The 16,798-nt window shown below is 67.2% G+C and carries 13 protein-coding genes; 1 reads left to right on the forward strand and 12 read right to left on the reverse strand.

The window, feature by feature from the left end:
• Position 1 precedes the first annotated feature (1 nt).
• From eccE to OHA40_RS08420, 10 genes are all read right to left on the reverse strand, one after another.
• The gene (eccE, locus tag OHA40_RS08375) at positions 2-1,726 is read right to left on the reverse strand and encodes a type VII secretion protein EccE (protein WP_330232494.1); all 1,725 of its coding nucleotides are present in this window, start codon (positions 1,724-1,726) and stop codon (positions 2-4) included.
• Positions 1,723-3,081, reverse strand: coding sequence for a type VII secretion-associated serine protease mycosin (gene mycP / locus OHA40_RS08380; RefSeq protein ID WP_330232495.1), 1,359 nt, complete (start codon positions 3,079-3,081; stop codon positions 1,723-1,725). The genes eccE and mycP overlap by 4 nt, the downstream gene beginning before the upstream one ends.
• Positions 3,081-4,604: a type VII secretion integral membrane protein EccD gene (gene eccD, locus OHA40_RS08385; RefSeq protein WP_330232496.1), complete on the reverse strand. Its 1,524-nt coding sequence runs from the start codon at positions 4,602-4,604 to the stop codon at positions 3,081-3,083. Before eccD ends, mycP begins: the two co-directional genes overlap by 1 nt.
• 76 nt (positions 4,605-4,680) lie before the next feature.
• Positions 4,681-6,327 (reverse strand): AAA family ATPase, encoded by a 1,647-nt coding sequence (locus tag OHA40_RS08390; protein ID WP_330232497.1) that lies wholly within the window; start codon positions 6,325-6,327, stop codon positions 4,681-4,683.
• A gap of 34 nt (positions 6,328-6,361) precedes the next feature.
• A complete protein-coding gene (locus OHA40_RS08395; protein WP_330232498.1) occupies positions 6,362-7,192 on the reverse strand; it encodes an ESX secretion-associated protein EspG in 831 nt (276 codons plus the stop codon).
• A gap of 137 nt (positions 7,193-7,329) precedes the next feature.
• Entirely contained in the window at positions 7,330-8,682 is a 1,353-nt protein-coding gene (locus tag OHA40_RS08400) for a PPE domain-containing protein (protein WP_330232499.1), read from the reverse strand.
• A 30-nt stretch (positions 8,683-8,712) separates the two neighbouring features.
• Positions 8,713-9,033, reverse strand: a complete 321-nt coding sequence (locus OHA40_RS08405; RefSeq protein ID WP_330232500.1) for a hypothetical protein — start codon at positions 9,031-9,033, stop codon at positions 8,713-8,715.
• Positions 9,034-9,199: 166 nt separating this feature from the next.
• Complete coding sequence (locus tag OHA40_RS08410; RefSeq protein ID WP_330232501.1) at positions 9,200-9,355, reverse strand: hypothetical protein; 156 nt, start codon at positions 9,353-9,355, stop codon at positions 9,200-9,202.
• 83 nt (positions 9,356-9,438) lie between these two features.
• Positions 9,439-9,750, reverse strand: a complete 312-nt coding sequence (locus OHA40_RS08415; protein ID WP_330232502.1) for a WXG100 family type VII secretion target — start codon at positions 9,748-9,750, stop codon at positions 9,439-9,441.
• Positions 9,751-9,801: 51 nt separating this feature from the next.
• On the reverse strand, positions 9,802-10,227 hold the full coding sequence (locus OHA40_RS08420; RefSeq protein WP_330232503.1) for a hypothetical protein: 426 nt from the start codon (positions 10,225-10,227) through the stop codon (positions 9,802-9,804).
• Between the two features lie 39 nt (positions 10,228-10,266).
• Here OHA40_RS08420 and OHA40_RS08425 point away from each other — a divergent pair, with 39 nt between their 5' ends.
• Complete coding sequence (locus tag OHA40_RS08425) at positions 10,267-10,692, forward strand: hypothetical protein (RefSeq protein WP_330232504.1); 426 nt, start codon at positions 10,267-10,269, stop codon at positions 10,690-10,692.
• Positions 10,693-11,073: 381 nt separating this feature from the next.
• Here OHA40_RS08425 and eccCa read toward each other — a convergent pair whose 3' ends face one another.
• Positions 11,074-15,087: a type VII secretion protein EccCa gene (gene eccCa, locus OHA40_RS08430; protein ID WP_330232505.1), complete on the reverse strand. Its 4,014-nt coding sequence runs from the start codon at positions 15,085-15,087 to the stop codon at positions 11,074-11,076.
• Positions 15,087-16,646, reverse strand: coding sequence for a type VII secretion protein EccB (gene eccB, locus OHA40_RS08435; protein ID WP_330232506.1), 1,560 nt, complete (start codon positions 16,644-16,646; stop codon positions 15,087-15,089). The genes eccCa and eccB overlap by 1 nt, the downstream gene beginning before the upstream one ends.
• Positions 16,647-16,798 lie beyond the last annotated feature (152 nt).

A 16,798-nucleotide genomic window follows, 5' to 3' on the forward strand; every position in this document is an offset into this window, starting at 1 on the left:
GTCAGCTCACGCGACGGCCACCAGGTTGCACAGGCGCAACCGTGGGTGCAGTTGCCCGCGCACCGGGCGCGGGCGGGCCGTCGACGGTATCGAAATATCGTGTTTCGCCTCTCGGCTCGATGAGGTCAACCCGCACCGTGCGCATCGGAATGCTCACGTCCACCGCGGTCGCGCTGACCTGGTTGATCGCCAGATCGACGGCGCGCCTGCGCGGACCGCCGGGCTCGCTGATGGTGACCGTCGTGTGCGCGCTCGACGCACGCGGTGGCAGGTGGTCGAAGACGGCGATGGTCGCGGGGGTCTCCACCTCCGCACCGGCCTGGCTCCCCGGTCCTCCGGCGTTCGGATCGGCCATCCGCATCGAACGGGAGTCGCCGACCGCGGTGACGAGCTGGCGCCAGCTGTCCGGTCGCGCCGAATGGATCTCCACGTCGGCGCCGACCACCATCGCACGCAGAATGATCTGCTGCGCGACCGGCAGCATTGCCTGCACATCGATCGTGCGCCTGCGCGGGTTGTACCGAGCCGGGTCGAACAGTGGCAGCGCCAGAGTGTGCCGTGGCTGGCCGCTGATCGCACCCAGGATCTGGCCGTTCGGGCCGATCGCGATGGTCAAGTCGGCGACGAGCTCGTCGGGTGCGACGTCAGAGCCGGACTCGAAACCGCGCAGAGCGCGGACCGAGTAGCCGGTGGGCAACGACGCCATCAGTGCCGTGGACTGGTCGCCGCCGAGCAGGCGCAGATAGTCCGGCGGTGCGGTGGTCACGGCAGGGCCGATGAACCGGACGAGCGCGCGCGGCCCTCCTGCGTCGTCGGTCAGGCTCACCACCAGCGTCGTGCGGCCGCGGTTCCAGGTCCAGCAGTCGTCCAGCCCGACGCCTTCCAGGCGGGTCCAGTCGATCAGGAAGCTGGTCACGCAGCGGCCGGGCACCGAAGACTCCAGGGCGCTCCAGGTCTCCCGCAGATCGGTGAGCTCGACGCCGGCGTGCAGCAGCCGCGTCGCATCCCGCAGGGCCTCCGCGGGCAGCGCGTGCGCGGCGATGCCGCGTTCGCGTAGCCGCCCCGCGATCCGGTGCGTGGCGCTGGCCAGTGCCTTGGGGGCGACCACCGAGCACGGGCCACGCTTGCTCAGCGCGGCCAGGTTGCGTTCCTGATCGAGCCGGACCACCAGCCAGGTCAGCCGATCGCCGACCACCGGGTGCGAGCCGATCAGCTGGTCGTAGAGCATGCTGTAGCTGCCGGCGGAGCGGACCCGCTGCCCGGTGGTGACGATGTCGATGTCGACGGAGATACCGAACTGATCCAGCATCGGGTACAGCAGTTCCACCGGAATGGTGTCTTCGGTGTAGAGGGTTCGCTCACCGATGACGGTGGGCAGGTCCAGGTTCGGCGCGAGCTGGATCATCGCGATCAGCGTGTCGCCGGCCTCGTTGATACCGCACACACCCGCCGCGACCTGCACATCCCGGATTCCGGCCAGCTGCGCCCTTTCCCGCGCCCTGGCGGCCCGGCCGGACCGGTATGCCACCCAGTTGAGCAGCCAGCGCGCGCCCGTGCGTCCGTTCACCCGGACGGTGACCGTCGTGACCAGGACCGTGACGACCACCGCGCTGACCCACCATGGCGTCTTAGCCGACAGGCCGACCAGCAGCGGGCTGCCGACCACGACGAACGCGGCGAAAGGACCACGCTCGACGCCGCCGACCCGAACGCTCGGAAAGCTCACCGTCGCCTCCGCATCACGGAGTTCGTGTGACTGCCTGCGAGGCCGAGCAGCAGGGCGATGACGATGACGACGGTCGCGGTGATCGCCGGCACCGGATCCTTCGGGCGCGGCGGGGCGGGCATGGGCAGTTCCGCGGACCGGAACAGCCCGGCGGGCTGTTTCGGGGGCGTCCGGTAGCTCAGCGCCGCCAGCGGGTCGATCATGCCCGCGCCCACCGCGTTATCGATGCCACGAGCCGGAGCGTGCGCGCTGGCTTGCAGACGAGCGGCGATCTCGGCGGGGGTCTCATTGGGGAACCGCGACCGCAACAGGGCGGCGACCCCGCTGACGTAGGCCGCGGCGAACGACGCGCCGCCGACCGGAACCAGCTTGTCCGGCGAGCCGACGCCGTTGATCAGACCGCCGCCGCCGGGGCCGAGCGACTCGATGCCGGTCCCCGGCGCGGCCACCGATATCCACGGCCCGTTCAGCGAATCCTGCATCGGCGCGCCGGTCGCAGTGGTGAATCCGACGGTGAGCACATCGGCGCCGAACCAGCCCGGCGTGGAGATCGTCTTCACGTCTCGCCAGTTGCGGGGATCCGCGGGCCGGGCCGGATCGACGTCGGGATTCTGCGAGCAACCGACACTGCCCCCGGTGTTGCCCGCGCCCGCAACGATGAGCGCGCCGCGAACATGCACGGCGTGGCCGATGGCCGCCGAGAGTATGGACTGGTCCACCTGCGCGTCAGCGGGCACGCAGATCGGCAGCGACAACGTGATCACTCCGGCGCCTTGGTTCGCCGCGCGGGTGATCGCTCGCGCCATGGTGCGCACGTCGATCGAGAGTTGCAGGTCAGGATCGGAACTCGCTCGTTCGAGGCTGAACGCGCCGGAACGCGTGCGAATCGAGATGATCCGCGCGTCCGGGGCGACGCCAGCGAATCCGTCCGCCGGATCGGGGGCGGCGCCGATGATCCCGGCGACCAGCGTGCCATGCGCGTCGCAGTCGGACAGGCCGTCGCCGCCCGCCGCGACGTAGTCGCCGCCGCCGACGAGGTTGGGAAGGCGCGTATGGGGAGTCACGCCCGTATCGATCACGGCGACGGTCACGCCCGCGCCGCGGCTCAGCGCCCGGGCGCGGCGCAGATCCAGCGCGAGTTCCGGTGGTGGAACGCGGGACACGTCGCTGTCCGGCAGCAGACCCGCGGCCAGACAGCCCTTGTCCTGCTTCGTCGGGAGTTCGGGTCCGGGCGGATCGTCCGCGGGCGGCGAGCCGACCACGACCTGCGGCGGTTCCAACGCGATGGCGGGCGCGGCCGGGATGGCCAGTAGCACCCCGGCCAGAGCCGCTACAGCGGCGCTGCCGAGCTTCATCAGATCCCTCGCATGGCGGTGTAGACGCCCATGATCCAGAAGGCGATCACGGGAACCACCAGAATGAGCGCGTACTCCATCAGATCGATGACCCGCCGGGTCACTGGGGAAAGTCGCTTGCCGGGCAAGCGGATCGCCGCGACACAGGCCGCGATGGCCGCGATGGCGACCACCAATCCGACCACCAGACGCGCGACCGGGGTCTCGTACGCGCCGACCAAGACGAAGCCGACGCCGCACACGGTGACGGCGGAGGCGGTGATCAAGGCGATCGCTTGCACCCGGTCCGGATGCCAGCGCGAGCGCATCGCCAACAAGCCCGCGATCGCGGCGGCCATGACGATTTCGCGGATACCGCCGGGGCTGACCGCGGCCGAGGTCACCGCGGAGACCGCGAGCACGGTCGAGATCGAGGCGATCAGGCCGCGCAGGCTGGTCACCGCCAGCCGGGCGCGGCTCTCGATGCCCACCTCGTTGCTCTGGCGCTGTCGTTCGCTGTCCTCGGTGTGTTCGTCTCCTTCACGCACCGTCTCGGCGTCGAAGAGGTCGGTCAGCGTCGTCGGGGATACCTCGTTGCCCGGGTCGGGCAGGTCCGGCGGCCGGATGCGCGCGATCACCACGGAGATTCGTGGCGCCGCGGTCAGCAGCACGATGCCGACGAACGCGGCGCCACCGGCCACCTGCCCCACGGACAGATCCACGTAGGTCAGCGGCAAGGCCGCGGCGGTCAGGGCAACGCCGAGCACCGTCACCGCCATCAGCGTCGCGATGCCAAGCCCGCTCAGCCGCATCATGGTGGCGGCGGCCACCGCGGCGACCACCGCTCCGGCCGCGAGGTTGGCCGCGGCGAAAGGCCCTGCCTGGCCATAGGCGGGCGGCACCAGCATCGCGCCACCGGCGAACAGCAGCGGCGTGGCCGACAACGACAAGCCGAGGCAGATCTTGGCCGGAGCGTCGCGGCGGCGGGCCAGCGCGGCGCCGGCCCAGCACAGCGCACCGAGGAGCAGGGCGGGCAGCCCGCACCACACGACCGAACCGGTCATGGTCCACGACCAGGACAGCATCGCGGCCACCGCCGAGGCGCCGATTCCCAGCGCGGTGAGACCCACGATCGTCGCGGTGTTCACGTCGAATTCGGCGAATTCGCGCTCGTTGATCAAGGCGAGCGCGTCGGTGATGTCCTCGACCACCGGCGTGAACACCTCCGCCGACTCGACGACCGACAGCATCAGCACGGTGCCGTCGGTGACGTCGTGGTCGGCCAGGCTGCGCCAGCGCGGCATCGGCTGCTCGCCGGGGCGGGCCAGGCTCCACTGGCCCTGCGGCGGGGTGAAGTCCACGTTCTCGTCATCGATCGCCGAGGCCAGCACCACCAGCAGATCGTCGATGAAGGTCTCGATGGTGAACTTGGTCGGCACCACCACGTCGACCTGGTAGGAAGCGACCATCACGGCGATCCTGGCCCGTACGACCTCCGCCGACGGCTGCGTCCCGGCGGGCGCGGGCGCGACGGCAGTGCTCATGCCTTCGCCTCGCTGACGCTCGGCTCCGGCATGACCACCAGGGTGGCCGTGTCGATCGTTCGCTTGCTGCGCTCACTCATTGCCACGCTCCGCGATCACCGGAGTTGTCGGCGCCACCGGACAGGTATCCGGGGAATCCGTCGGACAGCCAGGCGGCCAGTTCCTCGAACGCGAGCACGGTCTCCTTCTCCAGCAACCGCAGGTCGATCTCGCCGCCTTCAGCCAGGTGCGCATCGTAGGGCAACACGCAGGTCGGGCGCTGCGCGGTCGCGAACAGCTTCTCGATCGCGTCCACGTCGACGGTCGGCTTCAGGGGCTGGTGATGCACGATGCCGACGATCGACTTGGCGATCAGATGCTGCAAGCCGTGCGAGCTCAGCCAGTTCAGGGTGGCCACAGCGCCGGTCACTCCGCCCACGGTGGCCGGAGTGACCACCACGACGGCGTCACTGGTCTGCAGCACAGACGCGGTCGCCGAATCGAGCACACCGGTCCCGCAGTCGACCAGCAGCAGGTTGAAGTGGCGGCGCAAAACCTCCACCGCGGTCTGGTATTCCCGGCCGGACAGCGCCTCGGTGGCCTCGGTGGACCATGGCGAGGCGATCACGGCGAGGTCGGCCGAGTTGATCGAGGTGAACGACTGCACCGCGGAGAACGCGTCCAGGTTCTGCGACTGGGCCAAGTCGCGCAAGGTGAGGCCGTACGGGTGCCTGCAGGTGCGGGTCGCCAGATCGCCGAAGTCCGGGTTCGCGTCGATCGCGACCACCCGGTCCGGGCGCAGGCTGGCGAATGTCGAGCCGAGCGTCGCGGCGGTGGTGGTGCGGCCGACGCCGCCCTTCACGCTAACCACCGCGATCTGATAGGTCGTGGTCAACTGTCGGCGGATGCGGTTGCGGCGGTCCTCCGCGCGCTGCTCAGCAGGCGAAAGCCCCAGGTTGAAGCCAACTTTGTTGAGTGCACCACGGACGCCCGAGTTGGAGCGCAGCTGTGCGCGCCTCGCGGCGGAGATGTCGGCGAGCAGCTCGATCGAGCTGAGCGCGGCGGGCAGTACCTCGATCCGCGGCGTCCCGTCATAGGCCGAGCGGTCTACGCGGTCCGGAACCCACTGCGTCGCCGATCCGGACGACCATTCCTGATTCGCGGACGCGGGGTCGGTCTTCCGCGCGAGCGCCTGGGATGTATCCGCGGCCTGCTCGCCTTGCTGCGCGGCCTGGTACTGCTCGGCTGTCTGCCCTGAATATTGCTGGGCTTGCTGTTGCGCTTCCGGCGGGGCCGCGAAGTAGTCCTGCTGCATATTCGCCTGCGGCGGTCGACCACTCGCCTGTGGCGGTTGCGCACTGGCCTGCGGCGGCTGCGCACTGGCCTGCGGCGGTCGGCTACTCGCCTGTGGCGGTTGCGCACTGGTCTGCGGCGGCTGCGCACTGGTCTGCGGCGGCGGCACACTGGTCTGCGGCGGCGGCACACTCGCGCTGGGCGGCGGCGCAACCACGCCCTGCGAGCGGTGGTCGGGTTCTGGCGCGGGAGGCGCTTGCGGCTCGCGCGGCGGTCCTACCACAGGGTCGACGTGGGGGAATGTGTCGGCATCCTGACGTGTTTCGGCAGCAGGCCCCTGCGCGACGGCCGCGTCCGCCAACTCGCCGGTCGGTGCGAAGAACGCGTCGTAGCCGCCGCGAGCCCGCGCGGCGTCGGCCGAATGACCGTTTCTGCTCGGTGCTCGGTTCATTTCCGTCGTCCTCTCCACAACCACGGTCCGACGTTCAGTTCAGTCTGCTGGTGTCGAACCAACTTCGGCCGGGCAGCAGGTCGATGAGCGCCCCGATACCCGACCGCAAGGCCACATCGTCGCCAGGGGCGAACGTGGACCATATCTCTCCATCCATCGCCCTGCTCGGGGTGACGATCAGGCGTCCCGAGAGCGTGTCGAGCACGCTCACACACGCCTCGGTCTGGGTCGAGCCGCCATCCCGATGCTCGACCACCAAGATCTCGGCGCGACGCACCACCTCCGCCAGCGCCCTGGTCAGCGCGGCGGCGGTCTGCGGCTGGGCGCCCAGCTCCAGCAACGCTTGTCGCCGTTCGTCCGGTTCGGCGGGCACCTCGTCGAGCTGCTCGACAGTGGTGGTCATGGGCGTGAACTGCAGTACCTGTGCGGGGCCGAGCGCGGCGGCCAGCGCGGCCGTCACATGCTCCAGGTTATGCCCGTCCTGGAACATCGTCTGAATGACCACATTGTCGTCACAGCGCACGGCGAGCACATGAGTGTCGCCGCGTCGCACCAGCGAAAACCGCAACATCGTTTGCGGTTCATCGTCCAGTCCGGTGGTCAGCACAATAGCCACCACTTCCATATCCGGTCGATCCAGGCAACGCAGCCAGTGCTCGACCGTCGGATCCACCCTCTCGCCGTCGGTGACGCCCGCTTCGGCGAGCTCCTGCGCTACCACAGCGTGCACCCGCTTCTGATCCTCGAGCCGGTAGACGTTGGGCACCAGCGCGAGCACCGCAGGATAGGCATCGATGCCCACCATCTCTTGCAACAGAAGAGCGGCATCGACATTCAGTTCGATCGATACCGGATCAGCTTCCACACTTCACCGAATACAGATCAGGGCCGTCGAACGCACCGAGGCAACCCGCGGTGCTGGTCGCCGAGTCCTCGACTTTGTCCGGACAAACAAGGGTAAAGGCCTCCTCTCCATCGGCTGGAACTCGGACACGGTGTACCTCACCGCGCACGTTCTGGGTTGGCCGCCGCTGGTTCGTCGGCGGCACCTCCGATGACACCGACCAGCAGCAACTGTTCGGTTTCCGACTCTTCGTGTTCCTCTCGGCGTTCGGCGTCGGCGTATTCGATGACACCGATGACCGGAGGCTGTTCCAGGACTGGAACTTCCTGAGGTTCGCCGGGTACGAACACCTTCGACTTCTCGCGGTCTTCGTCACGCTTGCGCCGCCGCATCTGCGCCTTCGGGGCGGTCGCTCCGCGGGGTGGGTTGTTGCGCGAGGCAGGCCCGGCGGCAGTCGGGTTCGACGTTGCGCCGAAGGCGGTGCCGCGGCCGAGCGACCAGTTGGACGGCATCCGGAACCCGCTCGAGGCGCCGGGCATGGCGCCGAGCCCGCCGCGGGCCATGTTCAGCGCGACAAGGCTGCCGACTCCGCCGTTCAGCCCGGCAAGGGTGGTCGAACTCTGCGACGGTTCGGAAAAGCCCTGCGGCTGCATCGAATTGGTACCGGAACCGTCCGCCGACGGGTTCGCGAACGAATCGGACGGCGACGACGTGGGGTCCAGCTCCGGCGCCTGATCCACCGGCTGCGTGGCGTCCGGCGTCGTCGGGTCGGTGGGATCGGGGGTGGACTTGCCCGGATCGGTACCGGGGTCATTGCCGGGATCGGTGCGGGGATCACCGGTCCGGTCACCGACCCCCGTGTCGCCCCGGTCGATGATCGAACGGTCACCGGTGTCAGAGAAGTGCTTCAGAACCGGGTTCTCGAGCGACATTCCCGGCGGTGTCGGCCCTGGATCACCAAAGACGATCGGCAATGGGACTTCCGGCTTCGGCAGCGTCGCCAGTGCAGCGGAGGCCGCGGCATCATAGCCGGACATCACCTCCGCCGCGGCCTCCTTGATGAGGCCATACTCGATTATGAGGGCCACGGCCGCCCCGAGCGCAAACGGAGCCAGCTTCGTCGTACTGGCCGCGGCTACCTCGGCCCTCCTCCGATAGTGATCGAAAAGCCATACCTCCACGCCCAGCATGGCGCCGAGAGACGCGGTGTACGCAAACTGCGCCTCTCTCGCGACATGCGCGGCCTGCGCGGCCACAGCGGACTGTTTGTGCAACCATGCCGCATGTTGACGAAACGCTGCCTGAGCCCGCTCCGACGACGGCCCTTGCCACTCCTGCCCCATCGCGTTCATCGAGGCATCTGTTCCGCTGGCAGTGGCAGCCAACGAGGTGGACAAAGCCGTGTAGGCGTCTGCGGCAAGCTCGAACACACCCGGGCCGAAACCGGTCTTCAACCGCCAGATATTCTCCTCCGGCGTCATCGCGCGGTATGCGAACGGCAGGGATGGCATGACATCAGCCTTCGCTCGAACTGACTTCGACTACTTGCCGAATCCCGAACGGTGGGCGCCAACGTGGCTGCCACCAGTGCTGTCTCCCGACGTGTAGGACACCTCCACCTCCGGCAACTGCGGCGCCGCGTCCACGCGGTGCTTCGCTCCCTCTACCGTCTTATCGAAGAGGTCGACCGCGAAGTCGAAGAAGGTTGTCGTGATTTTGCGACTCACGTCATCGATACCCGCCAGCAGCGGAACGCTGGCCGGAGCGGTTACACCCATCACCCCGACCATGTCGGCGGTCTCGCCGGCCAGTTGCACACCGATGCTGGTGACTTGTCCCGGATTGTTGAAGGCGAAGAACATGAGAGCTCCTAAGGAGGGACGCCGAACTCGCGTCGAGCGGTGCAATCAGAACGTTATGCTATTCCCACTGCTGGGAGGTGCGCTAGGCCCAGGTGGCGCTCGGGGACTGATCTGCGGCTATCGGCGGGCGGACGGGTGTTACACCTCGAGTCGTCCTCGCAACAGATCAGCGCCTGCCTGGTTGTCGCAGCGGTTTCGCGTCCGGTCGACACTGACCATCCAGCCCATGCGCAAGCGCCGGATACACGCGATCGTCCTCGACGAAGTCCGCGCGAACGAACTCGTCGAGGACGACAGCATGCGTCAGAATCGGTCTCGTCATAGACGCGAGCATCACACATCGTCATCCGATACAGCCCGTCCGCATCGCGACGCGAGCCCGATGCGGAGGGGCTGCACGGTGAACTAGATGTTGATGGACAGGAACCTCCCGCCCTGAGCCTTGTCGGTGTTGTGCATGTCGCCGCCCGCACCGGCCACCGTCTGGACCACCTTCTGCAAACGACCGAGGGCGTCGTTGTACTGGTCCAGCTTGCTCATCAGCAGATTGATCTGCTGCTCCCAGGCCTGCTTGGCGTCACCCGTGAAGGACGCCCGGAGTGCGGAGTCCATCCCTCGCAAGTCGCCGTTGTTGGCCAAGATCCCGCTGACAATGTTGTTGAATGTCAGAGAATTTGTGTCTACCGCAGCGTAGTCGTACTTCATTCCACTGGCCATGATTTTTCTACCTTTCTCGAGCCAGCTGCCGCCGGACAGTCGCGCCGACCGTCACCACAGGGTGTTGACCTTGCCTACCGCTTGGTTCGCCCCATCTACATTGACCGTGCCTGTTTGCGTCATGTCACCGGCAACACTGTTGACACCGTCCGCGCCGAGGGCGGTCGCACCGTGTTCAGCAGCGGCAGCCATGATCTGGGCTTTGACCTCCTCATCGGAAATTCCGATCCGGTTCGCACCGTCCGTCAGCTCTTGCAGAATCTGCTGCAGCGACGAGGAAAGCGCCTTTCCCTTCTCCCATGCCGAATACATGGCCGACTGAATCGCTTGGCCGCCACCCGGACTCGTTACGGCGGTCTGCAATTCGTCCTGCACGGCGACGAGGGCCTTCAAGTATCCCTCGTGTTCTCCTTGGATACCCATCCCCTTCTGGGCGCACGGGATCAAGTGCGCCGGGTCTGCGTTAAGGCCTTCCATCTGCCTATTCCTTTCCCTAATGAATTACACTCGGCCTCGGTGCGCATCACCGGGGACGTTCTGGAGAGCTGCGGGGTCGTCGAGACGATCCGAATCATCGTCATCGAAGTGCGCGAGCGCACCGACCAGCAGCGACCTTTTTCCGATGGACTGTTCCTTGCTTCCACCGTTGCCATACTCGATTCGCGGTCCTCGTCGGCGCCGCGCCGATGCGTCTGCGCCTTCGGCGCGGTAGCCCCACGCGGTGGCGTATTGTCCAACAGCCGCATACGCATTCGCGGTATTCAGCGCGAGGGTGCCCCCGGGACTGGTGAGCAACCGGCGGATATCCTCCTCCGGCGGCAGCGCATCGAATCGAATCGGCAGCATGACATCAGCCTTTACTCGGACACGTTCTACTACTCGACAAAAGCCACACTCATCGCGCTGACGCGGGCGCCGTCCAGGATGTCCTCGCTGGAATAGGCCGCCGCCACAGCTCGGATCCCCGCCTCTTCGCGGAGGCGATGGCTGACTCCCGCTCCGGTGCAACCGAAGATGCCTGCCTGGCGGACAGCATGGACGGGTGGGATCAGCAGGTGGCTGACATCGTCCGCCACGTGTGGCATCCGGACGTGGTCCGAAGCTCGTGTACCGATCACTTGCATCGGACCGGCGGTCGAGACGCCCGGCTGCGTGCTGACGAGAGGGAGATGCTCCGGACTGATGTCGAGAAACATGGAAATCTCCTAACGAGAGCTGCCGACTCGTCTCGAGCGGTACAAACAGAACGCTAAGCCATCCCCAATGTTGGGAATGTTACGCCGTACAGCGCACCTCCCCCGCGGCGGACGACCCGCGATCGGTTCAGGAATCCATTGGTGTCCAGGCAGATTGGACCAGATCCTTGCGCGAACGCATCGGCTCGACGAATATCCCGCGCCCAACCGGCTGCTTCATGGGCTTCACGTCACCGATGAGCATGCCGTCGAGCTTGGAGCCGTCCATGATCAGTCCGGACGAGTTGAGGTTCTTGATCTGGCCCAGCACGCTGTCGTACATCGCCGAATCGGCCTGGGCGATATTGCGGGCGACGATGATATGCAAGCCGATGTCACGACCGTCGACGATGATGTCCTTCAACGGTTCCAACGGGTTCATCAGCATGCCGCGCTGTGCGACCATGTGATAGTCGTCGATGACCACGAAGATCTCCGGGCCGCTCCACCAGGAACGCTCCTTGAGCTGTTGTGAGGTCACCCCGTCCGGTGGGCGCCTGCTGCGCATCTTCTCGGCGAACGGCGCCAACCCCTCGAGCAGATCCCGCTCGCTGGTCAAGTAGCCGATCAGCTGATCATCGGGAATGGCATCCATGTGCTGGCGCCGATAGTCGACCAGGAGCACGCGAGCTTGGTCCACGGTGAACTGCCTGCGGATCGACTGCAGAAACGCGCCGAGCACCGTGGATTTACCGCAGCCGGGCGCACCGACCACGATCAGATGTGCCGAGACACCGAAATCGGCTATGGCAGGCCGCAGATCGGACTCGCGCACTCCGAACGGAACTCTGAGACGCTCGGCCAGGCTCGTCGGCGCCGGGTGGCCCGCGAAGACCTCGTCGATACCGATCTGCGCTGGCAGCAGCTTCACCTCCGGCGCCCTGCGGCCCTGCATCGATCGCGTCAGGTGTTCGATCGCCGCCGCAAGGCCCGCGCCCGCCGATTCGGCATCGCCCACTCCGTCGATGCGCGGCAACGCGGTCAGCATGTGCAGCCCTTCGGCGGAGATACACCGACCCGGCCGATCGGGCGGAATGGCCGCGACCACAGCACGATTCGCGGTGAACACGGTGTCGGTGAGATCGCCGAGGCGCAGTTCCAGTCGTGTCTGCAGCAGATCCTTGATGGCCGGGCGGATCGCGGCCCAGCGTGAACTGCTGATCACCAGATGAATGCCGTAATTGAGCCCTTGCAGCGCCAACGACTCCATGACCGGCATGTACTCGTCGTAGTACGGGCCGGTGACGGCGAAACCGATATCCCAGCCGTCGACCACGAAGAACACGTCCCCGTGCTGATCCCCACGGGCCGTGAGTTCCGCCGATTCCCGCGGCGAGCTGCGCCGCCGCCGGAACTCGCGCATGGTGTCGATGCCGAGTTCGGCGAATACCGCCTGTCGTCTTGCGATGATGTTCGTGATCAGTGCGAAAGTCCGCCGAATGCGGTCGCCTTCGCGAGCCGGCGCCACCACACCGACGTGCGGGAGGTTGCGCAGACCGGACAGACCGCCAGAGAAGTCGAGGCAGTAGAACTGCACCTGTTCCGGAGTGTGCGTGAGCGCCGCCGACATGATCAAGCTCTGCAGCGCGGTCGATTTGCCGGACTGTGGGCCGCCGACCACGGCCACATGACCGCCCGCGGCGGACAGGTCCACCGACCACACATCCTGGCGTTGCTGACGCGGCTTGTCCACGATCGCCAGCGGAAGCCTCAGCGCCCCTTGCGGAACCGAGCTGGCGAGCTGGTCGAGGGTGGGCGGTGCGCCCAGCGGCGGCAGCCACATCTTGTGCGCGGGCCTGCCATGACCGGCGAATTGCTGGAGAACGGTTTCCATGATGGTCACCGGCTCGCCGTCCGCGGCAGGTGTCGGCGCGACCGGATCGGGCGCGGCGACCGGAGCCGGACGCACGTCGATGATGTGCGCAGCGGTGAAGCGTTGCGGCGGGCGATAGCTGCCCCCTGCCCGGCGCACCCGTTGGGCGGCTGCCACGGAGTTCTGCACGGGCGCGATGTAGGGCGAGCCGACATACGCGGCTTGGAACCGTTGCAGGTCACCAGATCCGACGCGCAGGTATCCGGCGCCCGGCTTTTTCGGCAGATGGTAGGCGTCGGCGGTGCCGATGGCGTCGCGCGAATCGCTGGTCTGGTTGGTGCGCAACGCGACCCGGTACGACAGGTGTGCCTCGAGTTCACCCATGCGGTTGGCGGGCACCTTCTGCGAGGCCAGCAACAGATGAATGCGCAGCGATCGACCGAGGCGGCCGATGGCGACGAACAGTTTGGAGAAGCCCGGGTGCTGCTCGAGCAGTTCGGCGAACTCGTCGAGGATGATCAGCAGCGTGGGCAGCGGGGGAAGGTCCGCACCCTGCTCGCGGGCTCGTTCATAGTCCGCCACACTGGCGAAGTTACCCGCGTCACGCAGAATACGCTGCCTGCGGGCCATTTCGCCGTTGATCACGTCCTCCATGCGGGTGACGAGATCGGCTTCCTCCTCCATGTTGGTCACGACAGCCGTCACGTGTGAGAGGCGGTCGAAGCCGAGGAAGGTGGCGCCACCCTTGAAGTCGACCAACAGCAGGTTCAAGACGTCCGAGGAGTGCGTGGCGATCGCCGAAAGCACCAGGGTGCGAAGGAACTCCGACTTGCCCGAACCGGTTGCGCCGATGCACATACCATGCGGGCCCATGCCCTCTTCGGCGGATTCCTTGATGTCGAGGTAGACCACACCACCCGCTGGGTCGTGGCCGAACGGGATGTTCAGCCGCGACCGTTCCGCGTCCCGTCGCCGGGGCCACTGCAAGTCGATGCGAACGGCGCCCGGATCGAGCAGCCCGACCATTTCCTCCCACGACGTGCCGCCGCTGGCCTGTTCGGCGGCCACCGCCTCCACCACCGTGGACAGCCGGTACGGCGAGAGGTGGCGCGCCATGGCCGTCACCGCCGAGACCGAGAGTGTGTCGGCGACGCCCACGCGGCGCAGGCCGCGCGGTGTCACCTCGTTCAGCGACCGGTCCTCGGTCACCGTGAACCGCAGTGCGCGGGGCAGGTTCTGTTCCGTGGCGCCCAGCCGCAACCAGGTGCAGCCGTCGATGCCGGAGATATCGCGGTCGGTGGCCGGCCCGCCGACGTCCACGATCAGCAGGTAATGCGTGCGATCCAAGGTGGGCTGCGAATTCGCCGAGAAAGGACCGCGATTCAACCCGGCGAGCACCTTGGTGCGCAGCTCGGCGACAGTGCGGTAGACCATCCGGCTGGACCCGATCGCGTCGGTGTCGCTCGGATGCTGGGTGTGCGGCAGCCATTTCAGCCAGGACCATTCCGGCGCGTCCGGATTCGTCAGCACCGCGGCGACCGCCACCTGGTCGGGTCCGTGCAGCACCGCGACCTCGGCGATCATCGCACGGATCAGCCCGGCCATCAGCTGCGCGTCGCCGTCGATGCCGACCTGCGGCGCGGACAGCAAATTGATCGCGACCGGCATGCCGCCGACCGTGGAATACGCCTTGGCGAACCGGGTCAGTTCGACAACGCCGACCGGGTCCAGATCCGAGGTGGGTGCGGCCTCCGGGACGATGACGCGGACCTGGTTGGCGATGCGCCCACGGCCGACCCGAACGCGCAGGAACTGCGGACTGGCGACCTGCACCTCCCACATTCGCTTGCCGCCGATCAACCGGGCGACCTCGTCCGGACCGGGATGGGTATAGCGTAGAAAAGTATGCAGTTCGGCTTCGGCCCCGTGCACCGTCTTGCGGTTGTCGGTGATGCTGCGCAGGTAGTCCTTACGTTCCTCGTTGAGACTCGCCGCACCGCCACTGCCGTTTCCGGCGAATGAACCGCCCATCATGCCGAACATCGACACCAGCATCATGACCGGGAACATCAGCATCATCGGGTTCATGGCACCGCCGCCGCGGAACATCATGACCACCATCCCGGCCATGGCCGCCACCATCACCACGGGCATGATCATGCGCAGCCGCGACGGCGGAACCGGTTTGGGCAGCTCGGTCGGCGGCTGCAGCCGCAGTTCGGTCACGGCGGGTGCTTTGGGACCGCGCACCATCCGGGCGGGTCGAACGAATCTGCGGGTACTGGTCACTACGAACCACCTAGCCCGGCGACGATCTTGTTGCCCGGAATTCCGTCGTGCTGAATGCGAGCCTCTTTCTGGGACAATGCCGGACCGACGGCGAACAACGAGATGACGCTCCACGGGGCTGGGACCGGTGTCCGGAACCCGAGTGCGGACAGCGTGGGGTCGTTGGTGCCGCCGTTCGGATCGGTGATCACGCCGTAACGAACGCCGCTGTCGGACACCCAGTACAGCGATTCCCGCAATGGCGATCCCGGTTCGGCTCCGGTCACCTGTACGAAACGGCCGGTGTCACGAGGCAGGTACGCCGAGTCCGCGGTGGTCCCGCGCGAGGCGGCCGAGGTCACCAGATCGACGACGCGGCCCTGTTCGTCCTTGGTCAACGGCAGTTGCCTGCCCACCAGCAGTTCGGTGGCCGCGTTCGGGTCGTTCCCGGCACGCGACCAGCGATAGCAGGTCACGCCGGAGCGTTCCGGGTCGACCAGGCGAATGGTGCGGGCCGGGTAGGTCGCCGTGCCCGGCCACTGGCCGGGGCGGAGGTTGGCCGCGATCACGTCCGGGCCGACGGTGCGAGTGGAGACCGAGCCTTGGGAGTCCGCATTGCGGACCATCGCTGCCAGCACCGCGGTCACCCGCACCAAACCTGTTTGCGAGACAAGGTAGTACGCGGCGCCCTGATCCGGTGTCGGCACGGTCAGCACCGACCCGACCGGAGTGGTGAATCCGGAGTTCAAGGTGACGGCTTCCCCTTTGCCTGGCACTTCGGGCACCCGCAGCGGCGGCACTTCGGGAATCGCGTAGACCAAGCCCTTGGACGCGGCCATCACCGGCGCGCTCGAATCGATGCCGAGCGCCATCGCGACCGCGGTGTTCGCGAGATCGATCGCCGCGCGAACCACACCTTTCTCGGCGTCGCCGTAAACCAGCCACGTAGTGGTGTCGTCGCGCAGCAACCGGGCCTCGCCATCGCCGAGCGGGCGGATCGCGTCACCGTCCACGGTGAGCGGACCGCCGATCGCGGTGGTCCGGACCGCGGAGCGGCTCACCGTCGGCAGACCGGTCGTGGGGTTGACCGGTGCCGCGGCGCCGGTTCTCGCCGTGTCGCACACCGTCCATGTCGAATCTCTTTCGTCGGTGTCGACGATGCTGCCGGGCGCGCCGGGAATGCCGACCCACGGCCCACGCGGATATTTCGACAACTCGTCGCGGGAGACCTGTACCGGTTTGTCGGGAGAACCGACGATCAGTCGAGCCGAGGTGAGGTTCAACGCCGGAAACAACCGGCCGCCCAGACGCACGAACAGCGCGCCGGTGTCCTTCTCCGCCACGATATTCGAATCCCCCACCTTCTTGGCGGGCTTGAAGAAGGCCAGCACAGCGGCGCCCGCGATGATCACACAGGCCAACGCGACACCGATGGCCAGTGCGGTGGAACGGCCACGCTGCGGGTCGTCGATCATCGACGCGTCCCGGCGGACCAGCGCATGTTCGATCCGCCGCAACAGAAAGCGCCAACCAGATATCTGGTGCTTGGTCACAACCCGGAAGCGCGCCACCGGTTTCATTCCTTCCGCCGACCTGCTGTCAGACCCTAACGGCCGGTAACAACCCGAATACCACCCCTATCCCCAACAGTGGGAATGGCGAATCCGGTGCACGCCCGAAGCCGCTGATCCCGGATTCGGCGCCGGTCGCGGAGTCCCGACCGGCGCAAACC

The sequence above is a fragment of the Nocardia sp. NBC_00508 genome (assembly GCF_036346875.1).
Classification (GTDB): Bacteria; Actinomycetota; Actinomycetes; order Mycobacteriales; family Mycobacteriaceae; genus Nocardia.